This is a genomic window from Xanthomonas sp. NCPPB 1062, assembly GCF_041481705.2.
Taxonomy (GTDB): domain Bacteria; phylum Pseudomonadota; class Gammaproteobacteria; order Xanthomonadales; family Xanthomonadaceae; genus Xanthomonas; species Xanthomonas euvesicatoria.
The window spans coordinates 2,425,594-2,449,423 of the sequence record NZ_CM192987.1; the positions used below are offsets into that span (position 1 = coordinate 2,425,594).

Below are 23,830 nucleotides of genomic sequence, written 5' to 3' on the forward strand. Positions count from 1 at the left end.
GGACCGCCATGTTGCAGATTCTTCCCGCCGCGCGGCAGATGCGGCTCTCTCCCTGCGCGCATGCCGCCCTGGCGCCGGAGATGGCGCCGGAGACTGCCGTGCGCGAATTGCTGGCGCGCGGGCTTGCCCAGGACGCGTTGCCGTTGGCGTTGCGCTTGTTGCCCAGGCCGTATGCGGTGGCGTGGTTGTGCCAGTGCATGCGCGCGCAAACGCTCAGCGGCCACGACAGCGAAGGTCTGCGGTTGGCGCAGGCGTGGGTGCAGCAGCCGGGCCCCAGCCAGCGCGAGAGCGCACGCGCATTCGCTGCCGACGACGACTATCAATCGGTCGGCGCCTGGCTGGCGGCGGCCGCGGCCTGGAGCGATGGCAGCCTGAGCGAGGAGGACGGCCCGCCGGTGGCCGATCACCTGACCGCGGCGGCGGCCGTGGCGGCGTTGCTGCATCTGGCTGGGCGCGAGCCTGCAACCTTCGAAGCGCAATTGGTGCGCTGGAGCGAAGATGCCGCACGGCTGCTGTCCGGATTGCGCGTGCGCGAGCGTACGCCATGAGCGCGGCGTCGCCCAGACTGACGCTGACGGTGCGCGATGCGCAGACGGTGTCGGGCAGCACGCAAGCGCAGGCCAGCTTCGCGGCAGAAGGCGGGCGCATCGGCCGCGACGCCTCCTGCGACTGGGTGCTGGAAGGCGAAGGCGTATCGCGCCTGCATGCCAGCGTGCGCCATCTCGATGGCATGTATTTCATCGAGGATCACAGCACCAACGGTGTCCTGCATAACGGCGTGCCGCTGCGTGCCGGCTTCCCGGTGCCGCTGCATGCCGGCGACGCCTTGCGCATCGATGCCTTCGAGATCGACGTGGCGGTGGAAGGCGCAGGCGTCACCGCTGTTCCGGCGGCCACGCAGACCTGGAATCACGCCGAGCCGTGGACACTGTCGCCGACGCCACCACCGCAGCCATCCCAGCAACCGCCGCTGGAGCGCGAGCGCGATGTGTTTGCCGAACTTGGGGCAGCGTCGACGCAACCGGCCGACACCGACCCGCTGGCCTTGTTCGCCACTTCGTTCACGCTGGCCGGCAGCCAGGGCGATGCGGCGGCGTTCGGGCTGGGGCATGCGCCGGCAACGGCTGACGCCTACCGTGCCCCCGTGGCCGTGTCGGCTGCCGCTGGCGTCGTGTTGCCCGAGCATTGGGATCTGACACGCAGCGAATTCGCGCTGCCGCCGGCTATCGATGCAATCGCGGCCGTGCCAACGCCGTTGCAGCCCGCGCCAGTTTCCATCGTCGCCGCGGCGCCAGCACCGACACCAATGCCGGCCTCGGCAAGCGAAGTCGCGCCGGCATCGACGTCCGCTGCGATCCCCGACGCGGCGCAGCCTGTCGTCACACAGTCGCCGGATGCACCCGAACTGCCTGCGCTGTTCGCCGCCATGACCGCAGGCCTGATGGATGTATTGCGCGCACGCGCCGAGCTGAAGAACAGCCTGCGCCTGCCGGTGACGCTGATCCAGCGCACGGAGAACAACCCGCTCAAGTTCGCCGCCACCGTGGACGAAGCGGTCGCTCGCCTGTTGGCGCCAGCAGGCCCCGGCTATCTGACCGGTGCGGCTGCGATCGACGAAGCGATGGAGGACATCGGGCGTCACCAGGTGGCCTTGCTGGCCGGCATGCGTGCGGCCTTCGAGCATGTGTTCACCCAGTTCGATCCGGCACGCTTCGAGGCAGACGCCGCCGGCCATTCCGCGCTCGCCGCCTGGGGCAACCGGCCCTGGCGACGCTACGCGCAGCACTACCGCGAGCTGCTCGGCGATCCTGACGAGCGCTTCCGCCGCCTGTTCGGCGAAGAGTTCGCCCGCGCCTACGAACAACAGCTGGCCCGCGCCAAGACGCAGGCCCAACCCGCAAACGGCGACCGAGCATGACCCCCTACAACAAGGTGATCTGGAGCGAGGGCCTGTTCCTGCGCCCGCAGCACATGCAACAACAGGAGCGCTATCTCGAGCGCTACATGGAACTGCAGGCCGGTGCGCTGCGGCCGCATGCGTGGGGATTCAGCCAATTGGAGCTGGAGCCGGAACTGCTGGCCATCGGCAAGCTCGGCATCCGTCGCGCCCGCGGTTGCTTTCCTGACGGCACGCCGTTTTCCATTCCCGATCGCGATCCGGCGCCGCCAGCCTTGGACGTGCCGGCCAACTGCCGCGACCAGGTGGTGAGCCTGGCGCTGCCGCTGCGCGCAACCGCCCAACCCGATAGCGCCTGGCCTGATGGCGATGGCAGCCGGCTGGCGCGCTATCGCGTGGGCGAAGCGGAAGTCGGCGATGCCTCCGGCAGCATCGCCGGCACCGTGCTGCTGGAAGTGGGCGTGCTGGCCAGTCGCCTGCGCCTGCAGTCCGAACCGGGCGAAGGGCTGGTGGAGGTGCCGATGGCGCGCATCGTCGAATGCCGCGCCGATCGACGGGTGATTCTCGATGACGCCTTCATCCCGACCGCCAGCCGGATCGAAGGCGCAGCGCGCCTGTCTACGCTGCTGGCCGAGTTGCTGGGGCTATTGCACCAGCGCGGCCAGGCGCTGGCCGAACGCGTGGCCGGCAGCGACCGGGGTGGCGTGGCGGAAATCGCCGACGTGCTGATGCTGCAGGTGATCAACCGCTACCAACCGCTGGTGGCGCATTGGGCGAGCGCGCCGCTGGAGCATCCCGAAGCGCTGTACTGCGTGCTGCTGGGGATGGCCGGCGAACTAGCGACCTTCACCCGTGCCAGCAAACGCAGCGGGCCATTCCCGCCGTATGCACACGATGCGTTGCAGGCGAGCTTCGAGCCGGTGGTGGCGTCCTTGCGCGAAAGCCTGAGCGCGGTGCTCGAACAGTCGGCGATTGCCGTGCCCTTGCAGCAACGCAAGTACGGCGTATGGGTGGGCATGGTGCCCGATCCGGCCTTGCTGGACTCGGCGGCGTTCGTGCTGGCGGTCAAGGCCGATCTGCGCGCCGAAGACTTGCGCAAGCGGCTGCCCACCGAATCGAAGATCGGCCCGGTGGAGAAGATTCGCGACCTGGTGAACCTGCAATTGCCAGGGGTGGCCGTGAGCGCGCTGGCGATGGCGCCGCGGCAGGTGCCGTATCACGCCGGTTGCGCCTACTTCGAACTCGATCGGCAATCGTCGCTGTGGAAGACGCTGCGCACCTCCGGTGGCGTGGCGCTGCATTTCGGCAGCGGTTTTCCCGGCCTGGAACTGGAGCTGTGGGCGGTGAGGAATTGAGATGAGCAATACGGTCGACCAACACGACGACGATGCCACCGTGGTCCGCAGCGCGACGCCGGCGCCGCGGCCCGCTGCCGCCACGCCGGCTCGCCAGGCGACGACGCGCACCGTGCCACCGCCCGACCTGGATGCCGCCATGCGTGCGGCGCCGGGCGCGATGCAGGGCAATGCGGTGGTGCGCGCCGCCACGCCGCTGCTGTTGCTGGCGGTGCAGTTGCGACACTCCACGCAGACGCCGGACATCGCCACCTTGCGCGAACACTGCAGCACGCGCCTGCAGCGCTTCGAGCAGGAGCTGCGGCAACAGGGCATCGACGACAAGACCGGCATCGCCGCGCGCTATGTGCTGTGCACGCTGCTGGACGAAGCCGTGCTGGCCGCGCCGTGGGGCGAGGGCAGCGGCTGGTCGCAGCGCACCTTGCTGGTGACCTTCCACGGCGAGACCTATGGCGGCGCCAAGGTCTTCGACCTGCTCGATCGGCTGGCGCGCGATCCGGCGCGGCACCTGGACCTGCTGGAGCTGCTGTATCTGGCCTTGGCGCTCGGCTTTGGCGGTCGCTATCGGGTGGAACAGGGCGGGCGCGCGCGGCTGGCCGATCGCCAGGCCGAGCTGTACCAACTCATCCAGCGCCAGCGCCTGCCGGCGCCCGCCGAGCTGTCGCCCAACTGGCAAGGCGCGCAGGCACCGTTGCTGCGCAATACGGCGGCCACGCCGCTGTGGATCGCGACGCTGGCCTCGTTGTGCATCGTGCTGCTGGCGTTCGTGTGGTTGCATGCGCGCCTCAATGCGCTGACCGCGCCGATCAGCGCGCAGCTGGCGCGCATCGGCCTGGAGCGGGTGACGTTGCCGATCCCGGCGGCGGCCACACCCGCAACCAGCGCAGCGCTTGCACCGCTGCTGGCCGCCGAGCAACGCGCAGGATGGCTGACCGTCCAGACCGAGGGCGATGGTCGCAGCACCGTGCGCCTGGCCAGTGCGTCCATGTTCCCCAGCGGGAGCGCGGAGTTGGATGCCGATCAGACCCGCCTGCTCGAACGCGTTGCTGCGGCGCTGAAACAGGTGCCGGGGCGGGTGGTGGTGGTGGGACATACCGACGACCAACCGGTGCGCTCGCTGCGCTTCAAGGACAACTTCGCCTTGTCGGCGCGTCGCGCCCAGAGCGTGGGCGCCGTGTTGGCGGCCGGCTTGCGCGACCCGCGCCGCGTCCAGACCAGCGGCGCGGGCGATTCCCAGCCCATTGCGTTACCGCCGCAGCTGCCCGGCAACCGTGCGCGCAATCGACGCGTCGAAATCCTGTTGATTCCCGAGACCTGACCCATGCGATTTGTGCTCGATTTCCTGCGCACCCGCCACGTCGCCAGTGCTGCCGTCCTCGCGCTGTTGGCCATGCTCGTCTGGGTCGGCGGACCCTATCTCAGCCTGGGCCGCTTGCAGCCGCTGGCCAGCGTGAGCGGGCGCCTGCTGGCCGTGGCCGTGCTGCTGCTGGTGTGGGCGGGGTGGCGCTATCTGCGCTGGCGCCGCGACAACGCCAGGCAGCAGCGCATGGCCGGCGAACTGGTCGGGCAGGGCGCAAGTGCCGAGGACGCCAGCGGCAACGACAGCCGCGCACGTGCAGCGCAGGAACAGGTCCGCCTGCGTGCGCGTTTCGCCGAGGCGATGGCGGTGCTGCGGCGACGCCGTCGCAACGGTCCCGGCCTGCACGTGCTGCCCTGGTATCTGCTGATCGGCGCACCCGGATCCGGCAAGAGCACCTTGCTGCAGTCTTCGGGCCTGGAGTTTCCACTCAAGGAACATGGCAACCACGCTGCGCTGGAAGGCGTTGGCGGTACGCGCAACTGCGATTGGTGGTTCGCCGACCAGGCGGTGTTCCTCGACAGCGCCGGGCGCTATACCACCCAGGATTCGGACGCCATCGCCGATGCCGGTGCCTGGCACGGCTTTCTGGATCTGCTGCGGCGGCATCGACGGCAGCCGTTGAATGGCGTGATCGTGACCGTGAGCGTGGCCGAGTTGCTGGAGCTCGATGGCGATGCCGGTCTGTCGCATGCGCGCGCGGTGCGTCATCGGCTGGACGAACTGGTCGACAAACTGCGCGCCCGCGTGCCGGTCTACCTGGTCGTGACCAAATGCGACCTGGTGTCGGGCTTTGCCGAGTTCTTCGCCGATCTGGATGCCGCCGGCCGCGCGCAGGTGTGGGGAGTGTCGTTCCCACAGGCGCAGGCCGCCGCTGAGACCGATCCGCTGACGCTGTTTCCCGCCGAACTCGAACGCCTGCTGGAGCGGGTCGATCACCGTGTGCTGGAGCGCTTGCATCGGGCGCGCGATGCGCGCGAGCGTGCCGCGGTGCTGTCCTTCCCACAGCAACTGTGGCTGCTGCAGCCGGCGTTGATGGCGTTCGTGCAGACCGCGTTCGGTCGCCATGGCTATGCCGGCCAGCCGTGGCTGCGTGGTGTCTATCTGAGTTCGGGGACGCAGCAAGGCCATCCGATCGACCGCGTCATCTCGGCAGTGGCGCGACACTTCGGCGTCGCCGCTGCCGGCCTGCCGCCGGCCATCAGCGCGCCACGCAGTTACTTCCTGCCACGCTTGCTAAACGACGTCGTCTTCGCCGAGGCGGGCCTGGCCGGCAGCCAACCCGGCAGCGCGCAGCGCCGTCGGTTGCTGCAGCTGGCTTGCTGGGCCGTGTTGACCGCCACCACCCTGGGCGTGCTGTCGGGCATGGCCGGCAGTTACGCCCGCAACGTGCAACTGATCGGGCAGGTGCGCGATGCGCTCGACGCCTATCCTGCCGGCGCGCTGCCTGCCGATGCCGGCGAGGCCGCCTTCTATGCCAAGGCCTTGCAGCGTTTCGACGCGCTGGCGCGCGCGCGCGATGTGGCACTGCCACCGGGTCAGTCGATCCCGTGGTCGCGACGCTTCGGTCTGCACCAGGGCAGCGCTTTGGCGCGCGATGTGCAGGACGCCTATCTGCGCGACCTCAATGGCGCGTTGCTGCCGGCATTGGCGCAATCGCTGCGACGCAAGCTGGAGCAGGCCAGCAACGATCCGCAACGCTTGTATCCGCTGCTGAAGGGCTACCTGATGCTGGGCGACCCGGCGCGCCGCGACGTCCTGCATCTGGCCACGCTGGCAGGCACGGTCTGGCGGCAGATATTTCCCGACGATGCGTCGGTGCGTGCGGGATTGAACCGGCATCTGCGCGCCCTGCTGGGTCCGGTGGACGGTGCCCGCGCGCTCGCGCTGGATCGGCAGCAGATCGAGCAGACACGGGCGAGCCTGCGAACCGCCGAACTGCCGGCATTGGTCTACGGTGGCCTCAAGCTGACGCAACCCGGCGTCGATGCCGGCCAGGCGCCACGTCTGGATCGCCGCCTGGGCCTGTTGGGCGATGTCTTCGAACGCCGCAGTGGCCTGCCGTTGTCTGCGCCATTGCCGCCGCTGTTTACCCGCCAGGCGTTCCAGGCACAGACCGGTGGCGGCATCGCGCGTGGTGTGCAGCAGTTCCTCGCCGACGATTGGGTACTGGGCACGGCACCGCTGGACCCGCTGGCGCGTTCGCAGCTGGAGCGCCAGGTATTGGCGCTGTATCAGCGCGATTACATCGCTGCCTGGGACAGCCTGCTGGCCGACCTGGTGCTGCGGCCGGTCGCCCAGACCGGGCAGGCGAGTGCGGTGGCCGCCAAGCTGGGCGGGCCGGCATCGCCGTTGAAGGCCTTGCTGGTGCTGCTGCGCGAACACACCCACGCACTGGGGCGCACGCCACCGGCCAAGGGCGGTGCGAGTGCTGCAGCGGGTGGAGAGGCCACCGCCGCGGCCGAGCCCGATGTGGCGGCCGACCCGATCGAACGCCATTTCGAGCCGCTCAACCGCTTGCTCGATGGCGGCCCGGGCGCCAGCGCGCTGGACGAAACCCTGGCCGCGCTGACCCAGATGAGCCGTACGCTGTTGGGCGCTGCTGCCGGCGTTGCCGCCGACCAGAACGATCCGGCGTTGCTGATCGCCGCGCAACAGGCCGAACAATTGCCGCCGCCGCTGGGAAACTGGATGGCGACCCTATCCGGCCGCGGCCGCGCATTGACTGCCAGCAGCGCCGGCGAGGCGCTACGCAACGCGCAGCGGCAGACGGCCGGACGCGAGTGCGCGCTGCTGGTGAGCGGGCGCTTTCCGTTCGTGCCGGGCAGCCGCAACGACATCCCGTTGCGCGACTTCGCCGAACTGTTCGGACCCGGCGGGCGCATGGACCGCTTTGCGCAGCAATCCTTGCTCGGCAAGGTCGATACCAGCGGGCGCCGCTGGCAATGGAATCCGGGCATGGCGGCGGTCGGTGCAGACGACGTGCTGGAGCGCGCGCAACTGGCCGACGAGATCAAGCAAGCGTTCTTCGCGGGCGGCGGCGCGCAGCCGCAGGTCGCCTTCACTGTCTCGATCCCACTGCAGGCGTCAATCAGCCGGCTGCAACTGGAGGTGGATGGGCAAACCCTGGACGTGCGCGAGGGCGCGCGTGCCAGCCAGTCGATGACCTGGCCCGGACCCAATCCGGGCCTGGTGCGTGTCGCGGCGTGGGACGCCAGCGGGCAGGCCTTGCCGGTGCTCGAATACCGCGGTCCCTGGGCCTGGTTTCGGGCGCTGCAGGCCGGGCGGCTGCGCCGCAGCGGCGATCTGGACTACACCGCCAGCCTCGCCCTGGCCAGCGCCACGGTACGGATGGACGTCCAGCCGGCGAGCCTGCGGCATCCCTTTGCGGCGTCGGCCGTGCAGCGGTTCAGTTGCCCATGAGCGCCATGCAACGCCCGCCGGGCTTCTACGGCAAGCTGCCCGCGGTTGGCGATTTCGTGCATCGGCGCTTGCCGGAGAGCTTTGTCGACCCATGGCACGCGGCGATGCAAGGCGTGCTGTCTGCCGCCGGGGCAGTGAGCAGGGCGCCTGAGGGCCAGGCACCGGTGTGGCGCTTCGTGCTGCTGCCGGGCCTGGCTGGGACGGCCGCATGGGCCGGGGCGATGCGTGCCAGCGTCGATCGGGTCGGCCGCGCCTTTCCCCTGGTCATCGCCGCACCGCTGCCTGCAGGCGATGCCGATGGCACGACGGCTGCGGTCATGCCGACCTATCTGCATTTGCCAACGTGGCTGGATGCTGCCGACACAGTGTTGTGCAACATCGGGGCAGAGCGACAGCAGGACGGTGCCTGGTTGGACCGCGTCTGCGTGACACTCGCACAGCAGGCGCACGACGAGACAACCATGTCGGCGTCGCCGCCGTCGCCGCCGTCGCCTGCTGGCGCAATCACCGCTGGCAGCAGCCTGTGGTGGACGGCCATGACAGGATCTGCGCCGGGTGCCTGGATGCAGTTCGCCGGCTGGCCTGCGGCCTGCCATGCACACGTCCTGCTTGGCGCATTGCAAACAGCGAACGCATGCGTTGCAGAGCACATGCAATGAGCGCCTGTTACGTGTCCGCCGGGCGTACCGAGCAAGGCAATGTCAGGCGCCAGAACGAGGATGCGATCCTGCTGCGCGACGATCTCGGTCTGTGGGCAGTGGCCGATGGGCTGGGTGGCCACAGTGCCGGCGATCTCGCCAGTCGCATGGTCGTCGATGCACTGGGCGCGTTGCGGCGCGACGGTGACCTGGCCAGCTTCGTCGACGCCATCGATGCGCGGCTGAGCCAGGTCAACCAGCAACTGCGTGCCTTGGCGCGCGCGCGGCGGGTGGACGTGATCGCCAGCACCGTGGTGGTGCTGGTGCACGACCACGACCTGCTGATGTGCGGCTGGGTGGGCGACAGCCGTGCTTATGCGTTCGAAGAAGGCCGGCTGCAGTTGCTGACCCGCGACCACGTGGCCGGCGACAAGGACGAGTTGACGCAGGTGGGACGAACGCAGCCGGCCGGCGGTGCGCTCACCCGCGCGATCGGCGCCGACGATGCGCTGTACGTGGACTGGATGGTGCGCGCGCGCCGGCCGGGGCAGCACTACCTGCTGTGCTCGGATGGCATCAACAAGGAACTCAGCGACGATGAGATCGCCGCCCACTGCCGGCGCGAGCAGCAGCCCGCTGCGCTGGTGGCGCGCCTGTTCGATACCGCGCTCGGCCGTGCCGGGCGCGACAACGTCTCGGCCGTGGCTGCGCCTGGCCCCACGGAATGCTCTGCCATGACCACCCGCGATCACGACACGACCGGCCGCACCTCGCCGCCGGACGACGACCGTACCCGCGTACGACCGGCCCGCGACCTTGCCGATACGCCACCACAGCCGCCGGCTGTGGATGACGATGTCACCCGCATCGCACCGCTGACCCAGCAGCGCGCCGCGCAGGCGTCGGCGGACGCGGCGACCCGGGTCAACCCGCCAACGCACAGCGATGACAGTGCCGGCGCATCGAGCTGGCGGCGGGTCGCGCAATTGCAGCGCGAGTCCCAGGTGGGCGTGGGCATGCTGCTGAAGGCACGCTTTCTGCTGGTGCGCGAAATCGGCCGTGGCGGCATGGGCGTGGTTTACCTGGCGCGCGACGAACGCAAGGTGGAGGCACGTGACCGCCATCCCTATATCGCGGTGAAAGTGCTCAACGACGATTTTCGCCGTCATCCGGATTCGCTGATCGCACTGCAGCGCGAATCGCGTCGCGCGCAGAGCCTGGCCCACGACCATATCGTGCGCGTGTACGACTTCGACAAGGACGGCGCCATCGTATTCATGACGATGGAGTACATCGAGGGCGACGACCTGCGCGGGCTGATCCGCAGCCGGCTGGGCGAGGGCATGCCGCTGGCCGAGGCATGGCCGCTGATCGAAGGCATGGGGCGCGCCCTGCAACGCGCGCATGCGGCCGGCATCGTGCATTCGGATTTCAAGCCGGGCAACGTCATGGTCGGCGCAGGAAACGTGGCCAAGGTGTTCGACTTCGGTATCGCCCGTGCCGCGAAACTGGCCGGCGCCGAATCCGGCGATGACCACACGCTGTTCGACGCCGCGACGCTGGGCGCACTGACACCTGCCTACGCCAGCCTGGAAATGTTGCGCGGCGACGAGCCGGCGTTCGCCGACGACGTCTACGCGTTCGGCTGCGTGGTGTATGAACTGCTGTCCGGCCGCCACCCGTTCGGCAAGCAATCGGCGACGCAGGCGCAGGCGCAGCAGCTGCGCGTGGCGCCGTTGTCGACGCTGAGCCGCCGGCAGAATCGCGCAATGCGCAGCAGCCTGGCGTTCGCGGCCGCGGCACGGCCGACGATGACGGTCTTGCTGGAGCAACTGCGCCCACGTAGCCGCAGCGAGCGTGTGTTGCCGTACCTGCTGGCGGGCGTGCTGTTGCTGGCCGGCGGCGCCGGTGCGGCGGTGTGGCTGCAGGTGCATGCGCAGCGGGAGAAGGTGGCCGGGGTGCTCGAGCGCTTCTCGCCACAAGCGCCGAACCGGTTCGTGCACGAGGCGCATGCACGGGCGGCATTGTGGGCGCTGGGAGAGGACGACCGCCGGCGCTTGATCCTGGACCGCAGCAGCACCATCGAGGCCTTCCTGCTGAGGCGGCTGGATCACTATTGGCAGCCGGCACGCGGCCGCGAAGACTATGTGGGCGCGCAGCGTATTTTGATCCTGCGCGACCAGTGGAAGCTGTTTTCGCCACGCCTGGATGCGCGTCGCAGTGCCATGGAGCAGGAGCGCGATCGCCTGCTCAATGGTCTGGACACCGCGTTGACCGGCGCAATCGACGCCGGTGCCCTGTTCGAGGATCAACCCGGCAACGTGGTCGCGCTGCTCGACCGCGTGCGCCGCCTGGCACCGGACAGCGGCCTGCTGCGGCATGCCGAACTCGAATTGCGCTACCGGCGTGGATGCGCCGATGCGCTCAGCGCAGGTCGCGTTGATGAAGCACGCCGCTGGCTCGCGACCGGGCGCCGCGTGTTCCCGCATTCCACGCTGCTGCAGGAATGCGCACACGAGCTCGACGCGGCAACCGTCACCGCGTCTGTCGCGCCATCTGTCCCGCCGGCGCCGCTGGTGGACGATGCGCAGGCCCAGCGTGCCGCGCAGATCGCCACGCGCATCGAGTCGGTGCGTACCGCAGCGGCCGCCAATGACGTCGTTAAGGTGAAGAATCAACTTGCGCAGATCGCGGCCAGCAGCCCGGAGCATCCGTTTCTGCGCAGCGAAGGCGCGCAGCGGCTGACCGATGCCTATCTGGGGCTGGCACGCGGGCTTTGCCGCGAGGGACGCTGGAAAGACGCCAGCGCCGTCGTTGGGCAGGGACTGGACGCACAGGACGCGCCGCGCCTGCGTCAGGCGTTGGCGCGTTACCAGTTTGCGCTGGAGCTGGAACAGCTCGGCACCGCACTGCCTGCGCCGGCAGTGCTGCAGCGTCTGCGCGAGCGCAGGATGGCGCTGCAAGCGCAGGACGCCGACGGCTTCCGCGCCTTCCAGAGCGATGTCGCCAAGGCGGGCCGGCAACGCGCGTCCTATACCGCAACACTGCTGCCGAAGCTCGAGCCGGTGGCGGCTGCGCCTGCACCGCCGACGAAGCCGGAAGATCCCTGCCGTGTCTCGGCACCGCCTGGCGGTACGGCCCTCTGCAGCGACGAGCTCGGCAAGCACGGCCGTGGTCCTGAGCTGGTGGTGCTGCCCAAGCCCGGGCGTGCGCTGGCGATGATGCGGCGGGAAATCAGCGTGGCCGACTTCGCGTTGTTCTGCGCCGACACCAAGCGCTGCAGCGTCTCGCGCTGGACACGCAGGTCGGCGCCGGTGGACGAGGTGCGCTTTGCGCTGATCGGCGATTACGCCGCCTGGCTGAGCAGTGTCAGCGGCCGCAAATACCGACTGCCGCGCGATGCCGAGTGGCTGCGTGCGGCACGCGCCGGCGAGCGCGCCTGCACAGCGACCGTCTCCAACAGCTGGGGGCTGCTCGACATGGCCGGCGGCATCGCCGAGTGGGTCCAGGACGGCGAGGGCGTGGCCGTGCGCGGCAGCCAGCGCGGTGCGGCTGCCTGTATCGGCCCCGGTGCGGTGAGCTCCGACGGCGAGGCTGCGCGCGGGATCGGTGCACGCCTGGTGAGAGAGCTGGAATGAACGACTGGGAAACCCGGGCCAACCTGGTCCTGCAGGACTTGAACGCGGCACAGGCGGAGCGCCGCCTGGATCCGGCCGAGTATCGGTGGCGGCGCCTGCAATTGCTGCAATCGATCGTGCGCTCGGCAGGCCAACCGACCGAGCGCCGCCGGCGTGTCGCGGCGCCGCGCAACTTGCCGACCCCAATCGTGACGGTACGGCGCGATCGCCAGCCGCCGAACGCCCTGCAGGCGGCGTTGCGCTCGTGGAAACTGCGCTTATGGGCGGCGGTGATGCTGCTGGGCGCGGCCTGGGTGTACTGGCATGGCCTTTCTACGTTGTGACGCCCGCCATGCAGGCCGGCAACGCGGCTAGCGCGTTTGACCGACAGCCGCGAGCAGCCGCCAGGCGAGCGTGGATGGCGCACAAAAACCACAGTGCAGACGTACTGCATCAGGATCCAGAGCGTCGTCCACGCCCGCCCGGCGGCGGTGCGGTGGTTCTGTCAGCCGCTAATCGGAATGGTCCTGGCCCGACACCACCTGCAGCTCGTCGATCCCGCGTGGCGCCAGGTCGCGCATCAGCGCGGCAAAATCCAGGCCGACCAGCCGTTGCGCGCGCCGCAACAACAACGGCACCGGGCTGGAAGGCTCGCGCCGCGCGTAGTAATCGCACAGCTGATCGAGCATGCGGCGAACGTCGTCCGGATGCTCCACGGCGTGCGCCCGCGGTGCAGATGCATTGGCATCATCGGTGCCGGATGCTGCATGCTCGGTCGGGTCGGCCGTGGAGCCGGAACGCTCGGCGACATAAGGCCGCAGGAACGCGCGCAACTGGCCCAGCTCGTGCGTCAACGGCGCCAGCTCCGGGCCGTATCCGGGGGTGCGCTCGGCGAATACGCCGGCAATGGCGGCGATATCGTCCTGCGCAGCGGCCAGGGCCGCATCCAGCTCCAGCAGCACCTCCAGCGGACAGTCGCGCAGGCAGGCATCGATGGCGGCCGGCTCTGGCGCTTCGCTGGGGTCGTCCGCAGCGCGCTTGAGCGTGCCCTGCACGATGCGCAGATCGCGCAGCGAAAAATGCCCAGGATGCAGTCCCTTGAACAGGCGGACGTTGCGCAGCTGCGTCAGCGTGCGCTCGCTGTCGGCCAGCGCCGCGATGGCGTTGACGCGTTCGGTCGGGTCGTTGTCCTCATCGGCATCCAGACCAGGATGGACGTCGTCCCAGAACCGCTCCAGCAGTTGCCGGAGCAGGCTGACGCCGCTGGACCAGCCCACCAGCCCGTCCTGGTGCAGGCGGGCAATGCTCAGCAAGATGCCCAGCCGCAAGTCCTTGGAGCGCAGCAACAAGTGCTCGGCGCTGTCGGCGACCTGACGCCATTCCGGCGCCTCGGGCACCAGCACGCCCGCGCCCAGTGCGCGTTCCTGACGCGGGCGCGCCAGTTCTTCCAGGCTCTGGAACTCCGGGGTGTATTCCAGGTTCGGACCGGACGGCGCCTGTGCGTCCACCGGCTGCAGTAGCTGTTCGCTGTCGATCTGCATGGCGCCGCTCACGAGACGGACAGCATGAGGTCGCCACGGCCGGCGGTGCGTCGCGCTGCCGGCGGCGCTACCGGCGCGGCGGGCGCTGCTGGAACCAGCAGTTCCAGCACGCGCTCGCGCAACCAGCGATGCGCGGCATGGCCATCGTTGCGGCGGTGCCAGGCCATTGCCAGCGCCATGTCCGGCAGCGGGAAGGGCAGGTCGAAACAGTCCAGCGGTGCATGCCCGCTCTCCGCTGCCAGCGTGGCCGGCACCGTGGCGACCATGTCGGTGCCGAGCACGATGTCGCGCGCGGTCGCGCACTGCGACACGGTCACCGCGATCTGGCGGGTGTGGCCCAACTGCTGCAGTTGCGCGTCGATGGCGAGGTTGCAGGCCTGTGCGTGTGCCACCTGCACATGCGACAGCCGGCTGTAACTTGCCGCGCTCAGCGCTGCGGTACCGCGCGGATGGCCACGGCGCTGCACCAGCACGTAACGTTCGTCGCGCAGGCGGCGCAGACGCAGCGCGGAAGGAACTGCCTGCGCATGATCGATCAGCAGATCCAGCTCGCCGCTTTCGAAGGCGTCCAGGCTGGTGTCGGCACCGATCTGCACGAACTCCAGGCGCATCTTCGGATTGCCCTGGGCCTGGATCGATCCCGCCAACCCCGCACCCAGCGTGCCGATCGCATCGGCGGCGGCGGCAATGCGGAAACTCGCCGAAGACGTCGACGGATCGAACGCACTGTCCTTGCCGAGCAGACTCAGTTTGCCGATGGCTTCGCGCAGTGGCGATGCCAGTTGATCCGCACGCGGCGTGGCCACCATGCCGCGCCCGGTGTCCGAGGGCATCAGCAAGGGATCCTTGAACAGCACGCGCAACCGTGCCAGTTGCGAAGACAGTGCCGGTTGGCTCATGTGCAATCGCTGCGCTGCGTGGGTGACGTTCTTCAGCTCGAGCAATGCGTCGAGGGACACCAGAAGAGGTAAGTCGCTTGGTCGGATATTCATGTCGTGGATCGCTCGTAGTGGAATGCAGGCGGTCTGCTGCGCCTGGGCATCCGCTACGCTAGGCAGCCCGCGCTACGTTCCGGTGTCGATCCGCAGCGACTGTGTTTCATTTGTCACAGAGCAGGGGTGCCTTCATCCTGCGTTGTAACTTCTAGCGTGCGACCCAGTGCACGTTCCAGCGCCATGGCCAGCGCGCCAAGATCGAACGGCTGCGCAATGATCTCGGCGATGGCGCCGCCCAAACCCTTGCGTGTCGCCAGGCTCGCACGTGTGGCGAGGATCAGCGGCAGCGTGGGTGCCGCGGCGTGCAGCGCGCCGATGGCCTGTTCGGCATCGCCGGCGCGATCGCGTTTGAGCAACACGCCATCGAAGCGCGCCGGATTGGCAGCCGCCATCGCGACGGCGGCCGGCAGCTCCAACATGCCGACCGGTTCGTGCCCGAGTGCGGCCAGCATTTCTTCCAGACGGTCGAGCTCGGCCGCGTCGTCGCACAACAACAGCAAGCTCGCATGGCGCGAGCGCGTCTTCGGCAGGGGAGCGGCCTGGGGCGCGGCTGTGATGCCCGTGCGCAGCGGCAGCTCGACCACGAAGGTCGTGCCGACACCGAGTGCGCTGTCCACGTCGATCCGCCCGTCGTGGTTATCGATGATCTTGCGAACCGTTGCCAACCCCAACCCGGTGCCGCCGCTGCGGGTAGTGAAGAACAGATCGAAGATGCGATCCAGTTGGTCGGGCGGGATGCCGATGCCGTGATCGCTCACACGCAATTGCGCGATGCGCCGGGGCGTGCCGTCGGTTGCAGTGCCTTTTCCGGCGGACAGTTGGATCGTGACCGTGCCGCGCATGTCCATCGCCTGCGCGGCGTTGCTGGCCAGATTCAGAATGATCTGCTGCAGTTGCGCCGGATTGCCCAACGCGTGCAGCGGCTCCTGCTCCTGCTGCAGGTCGATGGCCGCCGTCGAGGGCAGCGAGACCGACAGCAGCGAGACCGCGCCCTGCAGCAAGGCGTTCAATTCGACCGGCTGCACGTTGTAGTTCTGCACGCGGCCGAAGCTGAGGATGGATTCGATCAGATCGTAGGCGTGGGCGGTGGTCTGGCTGATCTCGAGCAGGTGCTCCGAGGCCGGCGAGTGCGGGTCCAGTTTGGACAGTGCGATCTCGGCATTACCGCGGATCGCGCCGACGATGTTGTTGAAGTTGTGCGAGATACCGCTGGCCATGGTCCCCAGCGTTTCCATCCGTCGGGCCAGTTCCAGGCGATGTTCCAGCGCCAGCGCTTCGTCTTCGAGTCGTCGCCGCTCCAGCGCATCGAACAGGGTGTCGAGCGCGATATGCAGCTGCGGCAACAGTTCGGCCACTGTCGCCAGGCCGCGATCGCGGCGCGGGGCGCGTGGCGGCAGCCGCAAGCACAGCAGCGCAACCGTCCCGGCGTCTGCGTGTTGCCGCAGGCACAGCCACTGCGCGTCGCGCACGCGTTCGGGCCTGCCCAACACGGCGACGGTGCCGTTGGCGTCGACGACCAGCACATCGCTGGCGGCGATCGGTTGGGTGGACGCCATCGCGGCAAGCATCGCGCGGAAGGTGTCGTCCTGCGGATCGGGCCAGATCCGCGCGTCGCTGCCGACCGGGACCAGACCCAGGCGAGCGCTTGGCAGCTTGGCCCACTTCGCCAACCGCACCAGTCCGGCCTCGATGCCGGCGTCCAACTGATGGCGATCGTTGGCCACCAGGCGGCGCGACACCGCGACCATCAAGCGATCGAATTCCGCGCGTCGACGCAACACCCGCGCGCGTTGCCGCAGCAGCTTGCCCAGGTACAGCAAGGCGCCCAACATGACGACGGCCAATGCCAGCAACAGGAAGCGAACCTGGCGTGCAGTGGCCTGCTGGCTGGCATGCTGCTGTTGCAGATACGTCTTGAGCTGTCCATACGAGGCCAGCGAAGCGATCGGACGCATGCGGCGGATGGTGGTGTCTGTCTCCGGCAGCAGCTTCAACAGCATGCGTCCATGCGGGAGCAGTGGCGCGCTTGTTGTGCGTTGTGCCGCTTCGTCCAGGCGTCGGCGTGCCAGTGCCACTGCATCGCCGGTCGTGTCCAGGCTCAGGCGTTGTACCGCGCTCGCCAGCATGCTCGCTGCGCGCGCCTCAGCGGGATCTTCGCCTTGCCGGATCTGCGCGCTGCTCTCGCTCCAGAAGTAGGCCAGCGAATTGGACAGCAGCGAGTTCTGCGATTTGAACAGTTCCCGCTGCAGCGATTTCTCGTTGTAGTCGGCGTCCAGCGCCGCGATCGCCCGGAACAACGCAGGGTCGTGATCGGCCAGGTGGCGCAAGTGCTGCAAGATGTCGCGTGCGCGGGCATCGCCGCTCACCAGCGAATCGTAGTCGCGCAACAGGCCAATGCGTGCCTTCAGCACGTCGTTGTCCAGATTGGTATCGACCATGTCCAGCGCGTCCAGTGCGTCCAACGCATGACCGTAACGCTGCGTGTCGCGATCCAGCGCCGCCATGCACAGGCTGAAGAAGATCAGCCCCGCCAGCAGCACGGCGCTGAAGATCGTCGCCCACCTCACGGCGCCGGCGCCGTCAACTGCCGGCCCTGGTGCTTGCCGGTCAATGTCTGCAGGAATGCGGCAATGTCGGCCACATCCGCCGGGCTCAGTGTGACGCCCAGTTGCGCCGTACCCATGGCCTTGATTGCCTGGGGCAGGGTGGTCGCGCTGCCGTCGTGGAAGTAGGGCGCGGTGGTCGCGACATTGCGCAGGCTGGGAACCCGCAGGATCGGGGTGCCATGCCGTGCGGCGGGAGCGAAGATGCCGCTGCGCTGGAACAGGTTGCCGCCCACGTTGACGCCCTGGTGGCAGGAGATGCAGCCGATCGATTTGAAGGTGGTGTAGCCGCGCAACTCCTGTGCGCTGAGCGCAGTGTCGCTGCCTTGCAGCCAGAGATCGAAGCGACTGCCCGGCGTGACCAGTGAGCGTTCGTAGGCGGCGATGGCATCGAACAGCGCGGCCCGATCCGGTGGCCTGCCATAGGCCGCGCGAAAGCGCTGATTGAGCACCGTGTCTTGTTGCAGTCGTCCTACCACCGTCGCGATATCGGCGCGCATGACGCTGGGGTTTTCCAGCAACGACGCCGTTTGCGCTTCCGGGCTGCGGAAATTGCCGCGCCAGCCCAGGCGAAAATTTGCGGTGGCATTGAAGACGGTCGGTGTGTTGAACGCTGGCGTCGCGCGCCCGGGCATTCGGGTCATCGCATCGGCGGCAGCACCGTTGCTGGCCAGGTGATGACATGAGGTGCAGGCAACGCGATTGTCGCCCGACAGCCGGCGATCATTGAACAGCAGCGCGCCGAGTGCGACCTTGCGGCTATCCAGGCCGGTCGCTGGCTGGATGGCGTGGATGGGCTCGCCTGTGCGCACCGACGGGGCTGCAATTTCAGCTGCCGGCACGAGCGGCATGACGAGTAACGCTGCAGAAGCGAGCGCGACGTTAAGGATCGGCGCCGGCGACCAACGCCATTTGCGATGGTCTGGCCTGGCTCGCGCCGGCGGCTGTGTCATCGAGCGTGCTCGACCGGCGGCGTGAAGACATAACCGGCGCCGCGCTGGGTCACGATCAGCGTCGGCTCGCGCGGATCCTGTTCCAGCTTGCGTCGCAGGCGCAGGATCTGCACGTCGATACTGCGATCGAACACGTCCTCATGCAGACGCGTGGCACGCATCAGGTGCTCTCGGCTCAGCGCTCGTCCAGGCGCATCGACAAAGGCGCGCAACAGCGCGTATTCGCCCTTGGTCAGCGGAATGGCGGGCGTACCCGCGCGCGCCACCGTGCGGGCCTGCAAATCGAATTCCCAGGCAGCGAAGCGCACCCGGCCTTCGCCCGCGTCACGCGCCACCGCCACCTTGGAGGCGATATGGCGACGCAGCACGGCGCGGATCCGTGCGGTCAGTTCATGCAGCCCGAACGGCTTGGGCAGGTAGTCGTCGGCGCCCAGCTCAAGCCCTACCACGCGATCGATTTCGTCGCGGCGATGGCCGGTCATGATGATCACCGGAATGTCGGATTCCTTGCGCAAGGCGCGCAACAAGTCCAGACCGTCTTCGTGCTTGAGCATCAGGTCCAGTAGCAGGATATCCGGTTCGCGCCGACGCAAGGCCTCGGCAACCTCGCTGCTGCTGGTGGCGACAAAGGCTTCCATGCCGTGGGAGCGGATGTGGCCCATGACGACGTGTGCCATCGCCTGGTCGTCGTCCACCACCAGCACCTTGGCGGCGGGTGCGGGACGTGCAACGGATACGTCAGAGGAGGAGGGGGAGTTGGAATGCAGCTTGATCATCGACTCTCTATCCCGGCATGACCGCGTTCGCGGACAGATTCCGAGTGTCGACCGGCTGGGGTGACCGAATCGACCGCGTTGGGGAAGTGCGTCCATGCGCGGCGTGCCACGATACGCCGTCGCGGGGACAGCATCTTCACGCACGATGCTAGGGTGTTTTTGTGTCGGCTTGCCACGTCGACAAGCGGGTGGTCACGCTCCGTGCCGTGGTCGATGACGACTTTTCTTCGATCTTGTGACCAGCCACTCGCTCTGCGACGACATGGGCGAGGGGCCGATCCCATCGCCAGCCCGATCCGACCACGAGGTTTTCGAATGAACCGCATTGTCGAGTCTGCTTCTGTAGCGGGTGGCCGTCGCCGATGGTCGGCGACGGTCCCGTTCGCTATCGACCTTGGCGTCAGCCTGTCTTGGCGCTGCTCTTGGCTTTGGAGGTCGACTTGGCTTTTGTCGCAGCACCACGCGCTGCGCGGTCGATCACCTCGGACACGGTCTGCGCCTGCGTGATGAACAGCGCGTGGCTTCCCGGCACTGTGGTGACGTCCGCACCGATGCGCTTGGCCATGTGCAGCAGCATCGCCTGGTCGAACGCCTTGTCCTCGGTGGCGATCACGGCCCAGCTCGGTTTGCTCTTCCAGGCCGCATGGTGCAGCCGCTCGCCGAATGCGGACATCTTGATCGGCACCTGCGACGCGGCCATGAATGCGGCGTCGGCATCGCTCACATCATTGGCGAAGCCGGCCTTGAAGTTGGCCGGGCGCACGAAGCCGAAGCCGTCGGGCCGGGTGTCGATCACGAACTCCGGCGTTGGTGCGAAGCCCTGGTACAGCTGTGCGGTGGTCTCGCCGGCATCGGGCGCGAGTGCAGAGACGTAGACCAGGCCGATGACCTTGTCGTGCACGCCGGCTTCGCTGATCACCGTGCCGCCCCAGGAGTGTCCCACCAGGACCGTTGGGCCGTCTTGCTGATCAAGCGCGCGCCGGGTGGCGGCGACGTCGTCGGCCAGCGAGGTGAGCGGGTTCTGCACGATGGTCACGCGATAGCCGCGCTTGACCAAGCGCTCGTAGACGTTGCGCCAACCGGAGCCATCGGCGAAGGCGCCGTGCACCAACACGACATTGCGTGCAGCATCGGCCGGCAGCGCTTCAGTGGGGGCAGCGCCCTGGGCAGCACTCATGGTGGCGGCAGCCATGGTGGCTGTCAGCAGTAACGGGAACGGAAAGCGCATGGTGGATCTCCTTGGTTGAACGAGCGTGGGTAAACGCGTCAGACGGCTCAGAGGCGATGGGCCGCTTTGATGATGTCGGCGGCGCGTTCACCGATGACCACGCACGGGGCCATCGTGTTGCCGCTGGTGACATTGGGCAGGATCGAGGCATCGGCGATGCGCAGGCGGTCGATGCCGTGCACGCGCAGTTGGCCATCGACGACGGAGAGGGCATCGCGGCCCATTCGCGCCGTGCACCCCTGGTGCCAGAAGGTGATGGCGGAGTTGCGCAGGTATTGGTCCATCTCCGCACCCGAGAGCGGCCCGGGCATCGCTTCGCGCTTCAGTAATGCGTCGAACGCCGGTGCATGGGCAAGCTCCCGGGCAATGGCAACGCTGGCACGCGCCGCCCGTAGATCGTCGGGGTGGGAGAGCGTGTTGGCGTGGATGCGCAGCGGCGCGCCCGGATCGCTACCGGTCAGGTGCAAGCTGCCGCGGCTCTTGGGATGCGACAGTCCGGCGAACACCATCCAGCCGTGGTCCGGCACGCCCATGTGCGCGGTTTCGGGCGTAGCCACCGGAAATTCCAGCTGGCAGTGGAACACGTCCGGTAGCTGCAACGCCGGGTCGGTCTTCCAATAGAGCGTGGCTTCCGAGCCGCCATACTGCGCAGCGATCGGCGCCCTGGATTCGAAGATGCAGCCGAAGGCCACATGGTCCTGATGGTTGCGGCCAACGCCCGGCAAATGCTGGACGACGTGGATGCCATGGGGACGCAGTTCCGATTCGGGGCCGAGCCCGGACTGCATCAGCAGCTTGGGTGTATTGATCGCGCCCAGCGACACCACCACCTCGCGGTCGGCCATGAACCGTTGGCGACGATCGCCAACGATCGCTTCCACGCCCACCACCGAGTGGCCGTCGAACAGCAGTCGGCTCACCTGCGTCTGCAGCAGCACGGTCAGGTTCGGCTGGTGGCGCTTGGGCCACACGTAAGCGCGAAAGATCGACGCGCGGCTGCCGTCCTTGACGATCAGTTCGGTCAAGGCGACGCCGCCGCGGCCTTCCATCATCTCGCCATTGGGACTATCGAACGTCGGCAGGCCGGTCGATGCGGCGGCCTCGACCATGGCGCTGGCAACCGGATGCGGATCGCGTGCGGTTTCGACATGGACCGGGCCACCGCTCCCGCGTCGCAGCGGATCGGCAATGCCCTGCCAGTCTTCGATGCGGCGGTAGACATCCAGCACCGAGCGATAGCTCCAGCCCTCGTCGCCGGCCTCCTGCGCAAAGCTGTCCCAATCCGCCTGGTGGCCGCGTGCCCACACCATCACGTTGATGGCCGAACCACCGCCCGCCACCTTGCCCATGTTGAGCGGAATCGCGCGATCGTTCAGATGCGGATTGGGCTCGGCAACGAATTGCCAATCGCGCTCGGAGCCAAGATTGAGCGGCCATTGGGTCGGGGTCATCACCTCCGGAACCTCATCGCTGCCGCCAGCTTCGAGCAGCAGAACCTCGACCTGCGGATTTTCTGCCAGCCGCGCGGCGAGAGCGCTGCCGGCGGGGCCTGCGCCGCAGACGATGAAGTCGTAATGACGTGTCAGTTGCGGTGTATCGGCCGTCAATCGGATTGGATCGAAAATCATTGGCATCTCTTGAATCCGGTAGAGAAGCGGCAACGCAGTGCCTTTGCGCTTCCGAAAAGGGTGGGGGATGCATGCATGGCGCAAGCCAGCACGGCGCGATCCTGTCGACTCGGCGCATGCGCCAGGCAATTCCTGCGCTAGAGCGATCAAGGACGCTTGATGGCGGCAGCACGGCCAAGGCACAAAGGCGCGGCATCACGTCGCATGTCGATGCCGCTTCGGATACTGCAAGCGCACCACGGCAGGTCGGCCGCAGCAGTATCTGCACTGCGCGTGCCGAGCGATATTCGATATTCATCGTATGAAGCGCGAGGCGTACGGTATAGCGCGCGTTACTCCAAAGGGGTAAATCGACCGCGCGACTTCCGGGCGATGCGACATCCTTTGCGTGCGCACTACCATGCGCGTCCGCTGCAATGCCGCTGCCATCGGAAAAGAGGCGCACGGGCGGCCCGCCTTGTCGCACAGCCCTACAGGCTGTCTCAGTGCTCGCGTCGTTCCCAGGTCGACACGCGTTCGCCGCTGGTATCCCTCTGGCTCTTACCGACGGTGCATGCAGCACTGTCCAATCGAAGTGGATTCCCTCGCATCCCCCCACACGAGATGATCATGCAGCAACCTCTGAAATGTACGAGCGCCGAACTGCAGGCCAATACTCAGATCGTATTCGCACGCTTGCGTCCGCTGACGCCCGTCCTGCAGCGCGACGACGGACTCTATGTCGCGATACGTGCGCAGGATGTGCAGCAGCTGCTCGTCGACCCGCGAACCAGGCAGATGGAAACCGAGATCGCCACCGCGCGCGGTGTCACCGATGGTCCTTTGCTCGAGTTCCTGAAGCACACCATGGTGCTGAGCAATGGAACGGCACATCGTAACCGGCGCCTACCGCTCGTTCAGGCATTTGCGTCGCGCTTCGTCCAGGACGTACGCCCCTACGCGCGTCGCGTTGCCGAACAACTGATCGATGCGCGCTACGACGCGGGTGCAATGGACGTCATCGGCGACTTCGCAAGCTGGCTTCCTGCGCGTGTCATTTGCCACATCCTGGGATTGCCCGAGACGGATATCCCGGCCTTCACCCGTTGCGTTTACAGCTTGTCACGCGCGTTCAATTCCACCTTTACCCCTGACGAAGTCCCCGAGCTACAGCAAGCTTCAGGCGAGCTCGATGCCTATGTGCGGGGCTTGATCGCCCACCGTCGGCGTCACCCACGCGAGGACTTCATCACCAGCTACATTGCTGCCAGCGATGCATCCGGGCAGCTCTCCCAGACCGAAGTCGTGGCGCAATTGATGTCCATCCTGCTCGCCGGGAGCGACACCACGCGCAGTGCACTTGCAATCCAGACCTCGCTCTTACTGCAGCATCCGGAGCAGTGGCAAGCGGTCTGCCGCGACTCAGCATTGATTCCGGCGGCAGTACGCGAATGCCTGCGTTATCAGCCGGCGGTGGCATCGGTGCCGCGTATCACGTTAGAGGACATCGTGCTGGATGACACCTTGGTGCCTGCAGGAAAGATCCTGTCTTTGTCCACGCTATCGGCGCTACGCGACCCGGCGCTGTATGCGGAACCGGAGCACTTTGACATTCATCGCACTGACGCTCCCAAGCGCCAACTCGTATTCGGCGGTGGTGTCCATCGCTGTCTCGGTGAGGCATTGGCCATGATCGAGCTTGAGGAAGGCCTGGCTGCAATGGCGCAACGGCTACCGGACATGCGACTCGACGGCAATCCGGTCGTGGTCCAGGGTGGGTTCGGCATTCGGACGGCGCAAGACTTCCGCGTCAGCTGGGGCAGTGCCCGGACGGGTTGAC

Annotated in this window: 16 protein-coding genes and 1 other RNA gene; 9 read left to right on the top strand and 8 right to left on the bottom strand. The window is 67.7% G+C overall.

Going from position 1 to position 23,830, the window contains the following annotated elements; translation table 11 throughout:
* The first annotated feature begins 8 nt into the window (after nucleotides 1–8).
* From ACCQ16_RS10630 to ACCQ16_RS10665, 8 genes are read left to right on the top strand one after another with little or no spacing between them, the layout of a single operon-like run.
* Nucleotides 9–548: a DUF6931 family protein gene (locus ACCQ16_RS10630; protein WP_277572771.1), complete on the top strand. Its 540-nt coding sequence runs from the start codon at nucleotides 9–11 to the stop codon at nucleotides 546–548.
* On the top strand, nucleotides 545–1,918 hold the full coding sequence (gene tagH / locus ACCQ16_RS10635; RefSeq protein WP_277572770.1) for a type VI secretion system-associated FHA domain protein TagH: 1,374 nt from the start codon (nucleotides 545–547) through the stop codon (nucleotides 1,916–1,918). Before ACCQ16_RS10630 ends, tagH begins: the two co-directional genes overlap by 4 nt.
* Nucleotides 1,915–3,252 (top strand): type VI secretion system baseplate subunit TssK, encoded by a 1,338-nt coding sequence (tssK, locus tag ACCQ16_RS10640; protein WP_011347364.1) that lies wholly within the window; start codon nucleotides 1,915–1,917, stop codon nucleotides 3,250–3,252. The genes tagH and tssK overlap by 4 nt, the downstream gene beginning before the upstream one ends.
* A 1-nt stretch (nucleotide 3,253) precedes the next feature.
* Nucleotides 3,254–4,570: a type IVB secretion system protein IcmH/DotU gene (icmH, locus tag ACCQ16_RS10645; RefSeq protein WP_277572769.1), complete on the top strand. Its 1,317-nt coding sequence runs from the start codon at nucleotides 3,254–3,256 to the stop codon at nucleotides 4,568–4,570.
* A 3-nt stretch (nucleotides 4,571–4,573) separates the two neighbouring features.
* Nucleotides 4,574–8,032 carry a type VI secretion system membrane subunit TssM gene (gene tssM, locus ACCQ16_RS10650; RefSeq protein WP_372380337.1) on the top strand — a complete coding sequence of 1,153 codons (3,459 nt, stop codon included), beginning with the start codon at nucleotides 4,574–4,576 and terminating at the stop codon, nucleotides 8,030–8,032.
* Nucleotides 8,029–8,691, top strand: a complete 663-nt coding sequence (gene tagF, locus ACCQ16_RS10655; protein ID WP_057681774.1) for a type VI secretion system-associated protein TagF — start codon at nucleotides 8,029–8,031, stop codon at nucleotides 8,689–8,691. Before tssM ends, tagF begins: the two co-directional genes overlap by 4 nt.
* Nucleotides 8,688–12,308 (top strand): protein kinase domain-containing protein, encoded by a 3,621-nt coding sequence (locus ACCQ16_RS10660; RefSeq protein ID WP_372380338.1) that lies wholly within the window; start codon nucleotides 8,688–8,690, stop codon nucleotides 12,306–12,308. Before tagF ends, ACCQ16_RS10660 begins: the two co-directional genes overlap by 4 nt.
* The gene (locus tag ACCQ16_RS10665) at nucleotides 12,305–12,631 is read left to right on the top strand and encodes a hypothetical protein (RefSeq protein ID WP_277572765.1); all 327 of its coding nucleotides are present in this window, start codon (nucleotides 12,305–12,307) and stop codon (nucleotides 12,629–12,631) included. The genes ACCQ16_RS10660 and ACCQ16_RS10665 overlap by 4 nt, the downstream gene beginning before the upstream one ends.
* 25 nt (nucleotides 12,632–12,656) lie before the next feature.
* On the opposite strand, the gene ACCQ16_RS10670 is transcribed toward ACCQ16_RS10665, so the two are convergent.
* The 8 genes from ACCQ16_RS10670 to ACCQ16_RS10705 all read right to left on the bottom strand — a co-directional run bounded on the left by ACCQ16_RS10670 (nucleotide 12,657) and on the right by ACCQ16_RS10705 (nucleotide 22,011).
* A non-coding RNA gene (locus ACCQ16_RS10670) (sX9 sRNA) lies at nucleotides 12,657–12,741 on the bottom strand.
* Between the two features lie 58 nt (nucleotides 12,742–12,799).
* Nucleotides 12,800–13,828, bottom strand: a complete 1,029-nt coding sequence (gene tssA / locus ACCQ16_RS10675) for a type VI secretion system protein TssA (protein WP_372380352.1) — start codon at nucleotides 13,826–13,828, stop codon at nucleotides 12,800–12,802.
* Nucleotides 13,829–13,836: 8 nt separating this feature from the next.
* Nucleotides 13,837–14,820 (bottom strand): LysR family transcriptional regulator, encoded by a 984-nt coding sequence (locus ACCQ16_RS10680; protein ID WP_277572763.1) that lies wholly within the window; start codon nucleotides 14,818–14,820, stop codon nucleotides 13,837–13,839.
* Between the two features lie 113 nt (nucleotides 14,821–14,933).
* Nucleotides 14,934–17,363 carry a two-component system VirA-like sensor kinase gene (locus tag ACCQ16_RS10685; RefSeq protein WP_277572796.1) on the bottom strand — a complete coding sequence of 810 codons (2,430 nt, stop codon included), beginning with the start codon at nucleotides 17,361–17,363 and terminating at the stop codon, nucleotides 14,934–14,936.
* 23 nt (nucleotides 17,364–17,386) lie between these two features.
* Entirely contained in the window at nucleotides 17,387–18,379 is a 993-nt protein-coding gene (locus ACCQ16_RS10690; RefSeq protein ID WP_277572762.1) for a cytochrome-c peroxidase, read from the bottom strand.
* Complete coding sequence (locus tag ACCQ16_RS10695) at nucleotides 18,376–19,155, bottom strand: response regulator (protein WP_008575747.1); 780 nt, start codon at nucleotides 19,153–19,155, stop codon at nucleotides 18,376–18,378. Before ACCQ16_RS10695 ends, ACCQ16_RS10690 begins: the two co-directional genes overlap by 4 nt.
* A gap of 400 nt (nucleotides 19,156–19,555) precedes the next feature.
* Nucleotides 19,556–20,383, bottom strand: coding sequence for an alpha/beta fold hydrolase (locus ACCQ16_RS10700; protein WP_277572761.1), 828 nt, complete (start codon nucleotides 20,381–20,383; stop codon nucleotides 19,556–19,558).
* 47 nt (nucleotides 20,384–20,430) lie between these two features.
* A complete protein-coding gene (locus tag ACCQ16_RS10705; protein WP_277572760.1) occupies nucleotides 20,431–22,011 on the bottom strand; it encodes a GMC family oxidoreductase in 1,581 nt (526 codons plus the stop codon).
* 609 nt (nucleotides 22,012–22,620) lie between these two features.
* On the opposite strand from ACCQ16_RS10705, the gene ACCQ16_RS10710 reads away from it, so the two are divergent.
* A complete protein-coding gene (locus ACCQ16_RS10710) occupies nucleotides 22,621–23,829 on the top strand; it encodes a cytochrome P450 (protein WP_277572759.1) in 1,209 nt (402 codons plus the stop codon).
* The last annotated feature ends 1 nt before the right edge of the window (nucleotide 23,830 follow it).

What these genes read in the sequence shown, in the direction of transcription:
- icmH (WP_277572769.1), top strand. Translation starts at nt 3,254, where the DNA reads ATGAGCAATACGGTCGACCAACACGACGACGATGCCACCGTGGTCCGC.
- tssK (WP_011347364.1), top strand. Translation starts at nt 1,915, where the DNA reads ATGACCCCCTACAACAAGGTGATCTGGAGCGAGGGCCTGTTCCTGCGC.
- ACCQ16_RS10710 (WP_277572759.1), top strand. Translation starts at nt 22,621, where the DNA reads ATGCAGCAACCTCTGAAATGTACGAGCGCCGAACTGCAGGCCAATACT.
- ACCQ16_RS10660 (WP_372380338.1), top strand. Translation starts at nt 8,688, where the DNA reads ATGAGCGCCTGTTACGTGTCCGCCGGGCGTACCGAGCAAGGCAATGTC.
- tssM (WP_372380337.1), top strand. Translation starts at nt 4,574, where the DNA reads ATGCGATTTGTGCTCGATTTCCTGCGCACCCGCCACGTCGCCAGTGCT.
- ACCQ16_RS10700 (WP_277572761.1), bottom strand. Translation starts at nt 20,383, where the DNA reads ATGCGCTTTCCGTTCCCGTTACTGCTGACAGCCACCATGGCTGCCGCC.
- tssA (WP_372380352.1), bottom strand. Translation starts at nt 13,828, where the DNA reads ATGCAGATCGACAGCGAACAGCTACTGCAGCCGGTGGACGCACAGGCG.
- ACCQ16_RS10665 (WP_277572765.1), top strand. Translation starts at nt 12,305, where the DNA reads ATGAACGACTGGGAAACCCGGGCCAACCTGGTCCTGCAGGACTTGAAC.
- tagF (WP_057681774.1), top strand. Translation starts at nt 8,029, where the DNA reads ATGAGCGCCATGCAACGCCCGCCGGGCTTCTACGGCAAGCTGCCCGCG.
- ACCQ16_RS10705 (WP_277572760.1), bottom strand. Translation starts at nt 22,011, where the DNA reads ATGATTTTCGATCCAATCCGATTGACGGCCGATACACCGCAACTGACA.
- ACCQ16_RS10690 (WP_277572762.1), bottom strand. Translation starts at nt 18,379, where the DNA reads ATGACACAGCCGCCGGCGCGAGCCAGGCCAGACCATCGCAAATGGCGT.
- ACCQ16_RS10680 (WP_277572763.1), bottom strand. Translation starts at nt 14,820, where the DNA reads ATGAATATCCGACCAAGCGACTTACCTCTTCTGGTGTCCCTCGACGCA.
- tagH (WP_277572770.1), top strand. Translation starts at nt 545, where the DNA reads ATGAGCGCGGCGTCGCCCAGACTGACGCTGACGGTGCGCGATGCGCAG.
- ACCQ16_RS10695 (WP_008575747.1), bottom strand. Translation starts at nt 19,155, where the DNA reads ATGATCAAGCTGCATTCCAACTCCCCCTCCTCCTCTGACGTATCCGTT.
- ACCQ16_RS10630 (WP_277572771.1), top strand. Translation starts at nt 9, where the DNA reads ATGTTGCAGATTCTTCCCGCCGCGCGGCAGATGCGGCTCTCTCCCTGC.